The 6,980-nt window shown below is 70.5% G+C and carries 7 protein-coding genes; 2 read left to right on the forward strand and 5 right to left on the reverse strand.

Annotated features, from left to right (window positions below):
- Positions 1-187: 187 nt before the first annotated feature.
- From F9K34_RS16030 to F9K34_RS16045, 4 genes are all read right to left on the reverse strand, one after another.
- Positions 188-727, reverse strand: coding sequence for a GNAT family N-acetyltransferase (locus F9K34_RS16030; protein WP_291338124.1), 540 nt, complete (start codon positions 725-727; stop codon positions 188-190).
- A 296-nt stretch (positions 728-1,023) separates the two neighbouring features.
- Entirely contained in the window at positions 1,024-1,293 is a 270-nt protein-coding gene (rpmA, locus tag F9K34_RS16035) for a 50S ribosomal protein L27 (RefSeq protein WP_291338125.1), read from the reverse strand.
- A gap of 6 nt (positions 1,294-1,299) precedes the next feature.
- The gene (rplU, locus tag F9K34_RS16040) at positions 1,300-1,758 is read right to left on the reverse strand and encodes a 50S ribosomal protein L21 (protein WP_436405757.1); all 459 of its coding nucleotides are present in this window, start codon (positions 1,756-1,758) and stop codon (positions 1,300-1,302) included.
- A gap of 195 nt (positions 1,759-1,953) precedes the next feature.
- Entirely contained in the window at positions 1,954-3,483 is a 1,530-nt protein-coding gene (locus F9K34_RS16045) for a trimethylamine methyltransferase family protein (protein WP_291338126.1), read from the reverse strand.
- A 196-nt stretch (positions 3,484-3,679) separates the two neighbouring features.
- On the opposite strand from F9K34_RS16045, the gene F9K34_RS16050 reads away from it, so the two are divergent.
- Complete coding sequence (locus F9K34_RS16050; RefSeq protein WP_291338127.1) at positions 3,680-4,573, forward strand: DMT family transporter; 894 nt, start codon at positions 3,680-3,682, stop codon at positions 4,571-4,573.
- A 69-nt stretch (positions 4,574-4,642) separates the two neighbouring features.
- Positions 4,643-5,920 carry a phosphopyruvate hydratase gene (gene eno, locus F9K34_RS16055; protein WP_291338128.1) on the forward strand — a complete coding sequence of 426 codons (1,278 nt, stop codon included), beginning with the start codon at positions 4,643-4,645 and terminating at the stop codon, positions 5,918-5,920.
- Between the two features lie 74 nt (positions 5,921-5,994).
- On the opposite strand, the gene F9K34_RS16060 is transcribed toward eno, so the two are convergent.
- Positions 5,995-6,762 carry an SDR family NAD(P)-dependent oxidoreductase gene (locus F9K34_RS16060; RefSeq protein WP_291338129.1) on the reverse strand — a complete coding sequence of 256 codons (768 nt, stop codon included), beginning with the start codon at positions 6,760-6,762 and terminating at the stop codon, positions 5,995-5,997.
- Positions 6,763-6,980: the final 218 nt, after the last annotated feature.

Here is a 6,980-nt window from a genome sequence, read left to right on the forward strand (position 1 = left end):
GGTGCGGACCGTGGAGCCGGCGGTCGAGAACATCTTCCGCGACGACGATCCCGACCGCGTCATGGCCGGCTGAGCGGGTCCGGCCCGCCCGCAGTCCGTGACGGCGCGATCCCCCCGGGGTCACGCCGTTTCGCCGGCCTCAGGCTTCCTCCGCGCACGCACCACGGCCGCGGCCGGCCGCGCGGGCTCAATCCATCCGGCGCAGGTAGGTCCAGGTCGGCACGGTGGCGCCGCGGGCGACGGAATAGACCTCGGCGTCGCCGAGATACTCGAAGCCGTTGTTCGTCAGAACCCGCGCGGAGCCGGTGTTGTCCTGGAAGACCTCGGCAAAGAGCGTGCGCGCGCGATGCGGGTTCGCCCCGACGATGGCGGCCACGGCCTCGGACGCATAGCCCGTGTTCCAGAAGGCGGGCGCGACCCAGTACTTGATCTCGCTCTGCTCGCGGTCCATGTGCGTCAGGCTGACGAGGCCGATGACCTCGACATGGGCCGAGGCGGAGCCATCCATCACCCAGACATCCTCCGCCCGCTTCTCGGAGAGCGCGCGGGCGACATAGGCCTCGGTGGCGCCGGGCGGCAGCGGATGCGGAATCGTTCGGGTGCCCTCGGCCACGCGCCGGTCCGCCGTGTACATGGCGATGAGTCCGGCGTCCGACCGCCTGAGCGGACGCAGCACGAAACGCTCAGCCGCTATCGTCGGCTGAACGACGATCTGTTCCTGGATCATCCCTTCCCTCCTCCCAAACGCATGGCGAGGAGTGCGGCCGCCCTACCGGCCGGGAACCCCTCGACACTCGCACGCGGATGCCCGGCCCCTCCCGGCCGATGCGGCACCCTTCTGCCACTTATACCCCAAATGGGGCGCGAGAATGACGGCATCAACCGCAGCGCGGCCGCGCGGGCGGTCACGATGCCGAGAACTGTGTCCTGGATGCCCATCGGTAGATACTCCTGCCCGGAAAGAAGGAAGGGGACCGGCCTTCCGGCCGATCCCCTCCTACAATCCGATTGTAAAGGTTCGGCTTACTCGGCTGCCTCCGCCACGGGAAGCACGGAGATGAAGGTGCGGCCCTTGAGACCCTTCTTGAAGGTCACGCGGCCCTGCGCAGTGGCATAGATCGTGTGGTCACGTCCCATGCCGACGCCTTCGCCCGGCCACCATTCGGTGCCGCGCTGGCGCACGATGATGGCGCCCGGCTGGGCGTCCTGACCGCCATAGAGCTTCACGCCGAGACGACGGCCGGCGCTGTCGCGTCCGTTGCGGGAGGAACCGCCTGCTTTCTTGTGTGCCATGAGGTGTTACTCCTTCGTCCCGGCCGTTTCGGCCTTCTTGGCCGCGGCCTTCTTCGGGGCGGCCTTCTTCTCGGCCGGCGCAGCCGCGTTGTGGGCCGCGATGCGGGCGGCCTGGGTGCCGACGGCTTCCTTCACGCCCGACTTCTCCGAGCCCGAGGCAAGGATGTCGGTCACGCGGACGAGCGTCAGCTTCTGGCGGTGGCCACGGGTGCGCTGCGACGAATGCTTCCGCCGGCGCTTCCAGTAGGTGATGACCTTGTCGGCCTTGATCTCGTCGATGACCTCGGCCTGAACGGCCGCGCCCTTGACGAGCGGCGCGCCGAGCACGGGGGCGTCGCCGCCGACCATGAGAATCTCGTTGAACTGGATCTTGTCGCCCGGGGCAGCGGCGATCAGCTCCACGCGGAGCACGTCGCCCGCCTGGACCTTGTATTGCTTGCCGCCCGTCTTGAGGACCGCGAACATGGGTCTTTCCTTCATGTTTCCCGCGCCCTGCGGCCCCGGTGCGAACCGGCGTTGAGGGGTCTCCCCCGCCTCGGACAGCGCGCCCCCGCTTGGGGACGTGATTTCAAAACAATGTCCCGGCCGGGCCGCGAGACCCGCCGGGATCGGGGGCTTATCCTGCAGGCGGGCGGGAAAGTCAAGCCGTCCCTCGGACCCTCAGTCGGGCGGCGGGGCGCCGCCCTCGGCCTCGCGCCGGGCGATGAAGGCGGCGATCCGCTCGCCCCGTTCCTCCCCGCCGTCGGGCGGGCGGAAGTCGGCGAGGAGCCGCTGCCAGATCGCCGTCGCACGCTCGGTCGAGGTCTGCGCGCCGGCCGCCTCCCAGGTGCCGAAGTTCGCAAGATCGGCCACCAGCGGCGCATAGAAGGCACGGTCGAAGCGCTCCATCGTGTGCGGCGTGGCAAAGAAATGTCCGCCGGGGGAGACATCCGCCAGCGCCTCCCAGGCGAGGTCCGCGGGTGCGCTCTCAAGCGGCGCGCAAAGCTCGGCGATCGTCTGCAGCGCCTCGATGTCGTTGATGAACTTCTCGTAGCCGAAGGAAAGCCCGCCCTCGAGCCAGCCCGCCGCGTGGATCGTCAGCGTGGCGTTGGCCATGAGGCAGGCCCAGAGCCCCATGTGGTTTTCCCCCGCCGCCTGCATGTCCGCCACGTTCGCGGCAGACCCGGCGGCCGACCGCCAGGGCAGGCCGATGTGACGGGCAAGCTGGCCGGTGCCGATCGCCATGCGGATATGCGTGGGCGTGCCGAAGGCCGGCGCGCCCGACTTCATGTCGACGTTCGAGGAAAAGCCCCCGTAGCTGACCGGCGCCCCGGGCCGCGCAAGCTGCGCCAGCGTGATCCCGGCCAGGCATTCGGCGTGCTGGAGCACGAGCGCGCCCTCCACCGTCACCGGCGCCATCGCGCCCGCAAGGCAGAACGGCGTGATGATCGACAACTGCCCCGCACGGGCGAAGTCGATGATGCCCTCGGCCATAGGCTTGTCGATCTGGCGGGGGGAGTTGGTGTTGATGACCGTAGTACACCAGGCGCCGCCCGCGAAGTCCGCGTTCGAGAGCCCGTGGGCAAGGCGGATCATGGCGAAACTGTCCTCCACCTGGCCGCGGCCGCGCGCGTAGACGAAGATCGGCTTGTCCGACAGCGTGAGCTGCGCGCGCATGGTCGCATAGTGCCGGACCGGCGTCGGGACGTCCTGCGGCTCGGACGAGGGGCCGAGCTTGTGGATGACGTCGAAGCTCTGGTGCAGCTTCAGCGTCTCCTCGTATGTCTCAAGGCAGCCGGGACGCCGGCCGCGGACGCGATCCTGGGTGTTGGGGCAGCCCGCGCCCGGCGAGAAGATCAGCGCGCCGTCCTCGTAGGTGAGCTCCCGCGCCGGGTTCGGGGCGCGGAGGAGGATGGAACGCGGCGCGGTCGCCAGTGCGGCCACCACGATCTCGCGCCCGATGCGGACAAGGCCGCTGCCCTCGTCCACCGCCGCACCTCCCTGCCGGAAAAGCTTGCGCGCCTCGGGCAGGAGGACGACGAGGCCGAGGTCTTCGAGCGCCCGCAGCGCGGTCTCGTGGATTGCCGCCACCGCATCGTCCGACAGGATCCTCTGCGGCGCGAAGGGGTGTCGGAGGCGGCGATAGTTCGTGACCCGCGCGGGCGCTGCATTGCGGCGCGCCTCGCGCCCCTGGCGGCGGTGTTCGGTCATGGCGGACTCCCTTCGCCGGCAAGGCTCGGTCGCGGGCGGCGCGGAGTCTTGTCCACCGGCGACAGGGCCGTGACGGTGCCGTCGGAACGCCCCTTCCCCCTGCCTCCGGAATGGCCTAGACCCGTGGGATGCGCAGCCGAGCCTCCATCCACCGCCCGACCACCGCCGACGACGGCGCGGCCTCGCGGAGCCGCCCGTGAGCGCGGCGGCGAACCTGCGCGGCGGGCTCGTCGTCACGTTCTCCATGGCGGCCTTCGCGGTGGAGGACGCGCTGATCAAGGACCTGACGACGCGGCTGCCCCTCGGCGAGGTGATGCTGCTTCTCGGTCTCGGCGGCGCCGCGGTCTTCTTCGCGATCATCGGCGACGCCGGGCGGCGCGGCGTCCTGCGCGGCTTCCGGTCCGGGACGGTCATGTTCCGCAACCTGGCCGAGTGCGTCTCTGGCGCGACCTTCATCCCCGCGCTCGCGCTCGTCCCGATCTCCACCGTCGCCGCGGTCTTCCAGGCGACGCCGCTCGCCATCACTGCCGCCGCGGCGCTGTTTCTCGGCGAGACCGTCGGCTGGCGCCGCTGGAGCGCCGTGACCGTCGGCTTCATCGGCGTGCTGATGATCATCCGGCCCGGGCTCGAGGGCTTCGAGCCGGCCGCCGCGCTCGTGCTCGTCACGGTCATCTCCATCGCGTTCCGCGACATCATCACCCGCAGGGTCCCCGCCGACCTGCCCTCGGGTGCGGTCGCCTGCCACGGTTTCCTGGCCGTCGCCGTGATCGGGCTCGGGTTCCTCGCGCTTTCGGGCGGTGCCGTCCCGCTCTCGCTGCCCGATCTCGGCAAGATGGCGGCCGCGGTCGCAGCCGGCACGTCGGGCTATTACGCCATCGTCGCGGCGATGCGCATCGGCGATGCCTCTGCGCTGATGCCCTACCGCTATTCGCGCCTGATCTTCTCGATGATGATCGGCATGGCCTTCTTCGCCGAGCGCCCCGACGCCCTGACGCTCGCCGGTGCCGCGCTGATCCTCGCGGCGGCCTTCTACACCTACCTGCGCGAACGGCGGGTTTCCCGCGCCCACCGCGCGGCCCCGGCCGAATAGTCCTTCCCCTCCGCCCGCGCTGCGCGTAAAGACCGGCGCGACAGTGACTTTCCGCCGAGGGAGCGCCCCATGAGCACGATCATCGACATCCACGCCCGCGAGATCCTCGACAGCCGCGGCAACCCCACCGTCGAGGTGGACGTGACGCTGGAAGACGGCACCATGGGCCGCGCCGCGGTGCCCTCGGGCGCCTCCACGGGCGCTCACGAGGCCGTCGAGAAGCGCGACGGCGACAAGGCGCGCTACCTCGGCAAGGGCGTGCTGGAGGCGGTGGCGGCCGTCAACGGCGAGATCGCCGAGAACGTCGTCGGCCTCGACGCCACCGACCAGATGGAAATCGACCGGCTGATGATCGAGATCGACGGCACCGCGAACAAGGGACGGCTCGGCGCCAACGCCATCCTCGGCGTCTCGCTCGCCGTCGCCAAGGCCGCGGCCGAATTCTCGGCCCTGCCGCTCTACCGCTACGTGGGTGGCACCTCGGCGCGCGTGCTGCCGGTGCCGATGATGAACATCATCAACGGCGGCGAACATGCCGACAATCCGATCGACATCCAGGAATTCATGATCATGCCGGTCGGCGCTGCCAGCATCCGCGAGGCCGTGCGCATGGGCTCCGAGGTGTTCCATACGCTGAAGAAGGAGCTTTCCGCGGCGGGCCTGGCCACCGGGGTCGGCGACGAGGGCGGCTTCGCGCCGGACCTCTCCTCCACCCGCGTGGCGCTCGACTTCATCATGAAGAGCATCGAGAAGGCCGGCTACAGGCCGGGCGAGGACATGTTCCTCGCGCTCGACTGTGCCGCGACCGAGTATTTCCGGGACGGCAAGTACCACATGCAGGGCGAAGGCGCGGTGATGACCCGCGACGAGAACGCCAGCTTCCTCATGGCGCTTGTGGCCGACTACCCGATCATCTCGATCGAGGACGGAATGGCCGAAGACGACTGGGACGGCTGGGCCAAGCTCACCACGCTGCTGGGCGATCGCTGCCAGCTCGTCGGCGACGACCTCTTCGTCACCAACCCGGCCCGCCTCGCGCGCGGCATCGCGGAGGGCTGCGCGAACTCGCTTCTGGTGAAGGTCAACCAGATCGGCACGCTCACCGAGACGCTGCGGGCCGTCGACATGGCCCACCGCGCCCGCATGACCAGCGTCATGTCGCACCGCTCGGGCGAGACCGAGGACGCGACGATCGCCGACCTCGCGGTTGCCACCAACTGCGGCCAGATCAAGACCGGCTCGCTCGCCCGCTCCGACCGGCTGGCGAAATACAACCAGCTCATCCGCATCGAGGAGGCGCTCGGCGAGACGGCGGACTACGCCGGCCGCTCGATCCTGCGCGGCTGAGCCCCTTCGCTGCCCGAAACACTCCCGTCGGAGGCACACCCGCCTCCGGCGGTTTTTCTTCTCTGGACGGGCGTTTACAGGGCGACCTTGTATTCCTGCAAGGTGTTGCCCCCATCGACAACGATGAGCTGGCCGGTGACATAGCTCGCCTCCTCCGCCGCGAGGAAGAGGACGGCATGGGCGACCTCCTCCGGCCGCCCCGGGCGGCCGGCGGGGGTGTGGCGCCCGGCGGTGATCTCGGCGGCGCTCGAGGAGTCGGTGTGGATCCAGCCGGGACCGACGGCATTCACCGTGACCCCGTTCGGCCCCACTTCAAGCGCGAGCGCGCGCGTGAGCCCCATCAGCCCCGCCTTGGCCGCGGCATAGGTCGCACTGCCGGCAATCGCCACCACCGGGCCGGTGACGGAGGACATCTGCACCACCCGGCCGAACCCGCGCGCGCACATGCCGGGCAGGATCGCCCGGGTCAGGCGCATGGCGGACGTCAGGTTGATCTCGATCCCGTAGGCCCAGGCGGCCTCGTCGATCTCCGTGAGGTGGCCGCCAGGAAGCGCGATGCCGGTCTGCACCATCCCGGCGTTGTTGACGAGAATATCGACCGGGCCGAGCGCGGCCTCGGTCTCGGCCACCAGCCGGGCCACCTCCTCGGGCCGCCGCAGGTCGGCCGTGGAGGCGTAGACACCGGACTCGAGGGACCGGGCGCGGTCGAAGATGCGCGACGTGGTCGAGGTGATCGCCACGCGCGCGCCCGCCGCCGCCAGCACGCGGGCCGTGGCGAAACCGATCCCGCCCGGCGCTCCCGCCCCGGTCACCAGCGCCACCCGTCCTGCCACGCCTGCCATCGCCGCCTCCCTGCCGCTCCTGACGCGACACTAGGCCGGGTTGCGGCACGCCGGCAACTTGGCTGACTGGCAACGCCCTTCGGCCTGACCTGTCGGATCGGTCCGCAGGATCCCTGCCGCACCCCGCCGCGTCGGGCATGGGGCGCCCGGCAGGCGCCTGCATCCGTGTCCGCCTGAAGGCGGGGGAGCGAAGCCGCCGGGCGCCCCATGCCCGACGC

This window comes from Albidovulum sp. (assembly GCF_008933605.1).
In the GTDB taxonomy this organism is placed as follows: domain Bacteria; phylum Pseudomonadota; class Alphaproteobacteria; order Rhodobacterales; family Rhodobacteraceae; genus Albidovulum.

Excerpts from the sequence above, each read along its gene's own strand:
- rpmA (WP_291338125.1), bottom strand. The coding sequence starts at position 1,293 with ATGGCACACAAGAAAGCAGGCGGTTCCTCCCGCAACGGACGCGACAGC.
- F9K34_RS16030 (WP_291338124.1), bottom strand. The coding sequence starts at position 727 with ATGATCCAGGAACAGATCGTCGTTCAGCCGACGATAGCGGCTGAGCGT.
- F9K34_RS16060 (WP_291338129.1), bottom strand. The coding sequence starts at position 6,762 with ATGGCAGGCGTGGCAGGACGGGTGGCGCTGGTGACCGGGGCGGGAGCG.
- eno (WP_291338128.1), top strand. The coding sequence starts at position 4,643 with ATGAGCACGATCATCGACATCCACGCCCGCGAGATCCTCGACAGCCGC.
- rplU (WP_436405757.1), bottom strand. The coding sequence starts at position 1,758 with ATGTTCGCGGTCCTCAAGACGGGCGGCAAGCAATACAAGGTCCAGGCG.
- F9K34_RS16045 (WP_291338126.1), bottom strand. The coding sequence starts at position 3,483 with ATGACCGAACACCGCCGCCAGGGGCGCGAGGCGCGCCGCAATGCAGCG.